The sequence below is a fragment of the Dellaglioa sp. CoH-57-MRSF-19 genome (assembly GCF_056781975.1).
Window position 1 is genome coordinate 1 of sequence record NZ_JBXAXW010000052.1, and the last position, 753, is coordinate 753.

At 51.3% G+C, this 753-nt stretch carries 1 protein-coding gene; it reads right to left on the reverse strand.

Going from position 1 to position 753, the window contains the following annotated elements:
* Positions 1 to 33: 33 nt before the first annotated feature.
* Positions 34 to 753 (reverse strand): hypothetical protein (locus AC1RO3_RS08125; RefSeq protein WP_481763950.1); only part of this gene is annotated, 720 nt, incomplete at its 5' end.

Below are 753 nucleotides of genomic sequence, written 5' to 3' on the forward strand. Positions count from 1 at the left end.
GACGCAATGAATTGTGCTGGCATTTTCTACTCCTTATAGCCAAGTGCCACGAAGTGTAATGGTTATTAGAGAAATGTTTGTAGTCGCGAATTGATAGGAGAACTGATCACCCGGAGCAAACGTCGTGGTTGATTGAACACTCGTAAACGAGTTGCCGTTCACTGTGTCTATGTTAAGTGTTCCTACTTGCGTTCCTGTGTTGGGCGTTGACGCTGGGTACTTCATGATACGTACGGTCGCTGTGGTGCCAGATATCAGTACCGCATTTGCTTTCGCGCCCACGAAGTTCTGCCCGAATTGGCAGTTGTCTGTGAACATGTAGAACACTTCGTTGATGACGTTTGGGTTACCCTGAATGTTGACGGGTAGCCGTGCAACATCTGGGCTCGTTGGCAAATTCAACAGATCGTTATACGAGCCGGTAACGGCCACGGTCGCCAATTTTCCTGACGACAAGTTGCCTGCGGTTTGAGCCGTTGACGTAAGGATCACGCCACCTAGTGCCGATGTCGTGGCAATAGGCAACGAGTACGGAACCGGCTTGTTCGTCAGATCGTTGTAGCTGCCTGATGTTGCTACAGTGGCAAACCCAGTAATGTCGGTTGCTGTCAGCGTCACGGTTCCCGTCTTACCGTTCACGGACGTGACGTTCGAACCAGAGTTCGCAATCCGCGTCCACACGTTGTTGGAGACCAGTGCCAAGTCACCAACGGCCCATGTACTGATGCCGTCGATAGATGTTGAGCCTGCAAC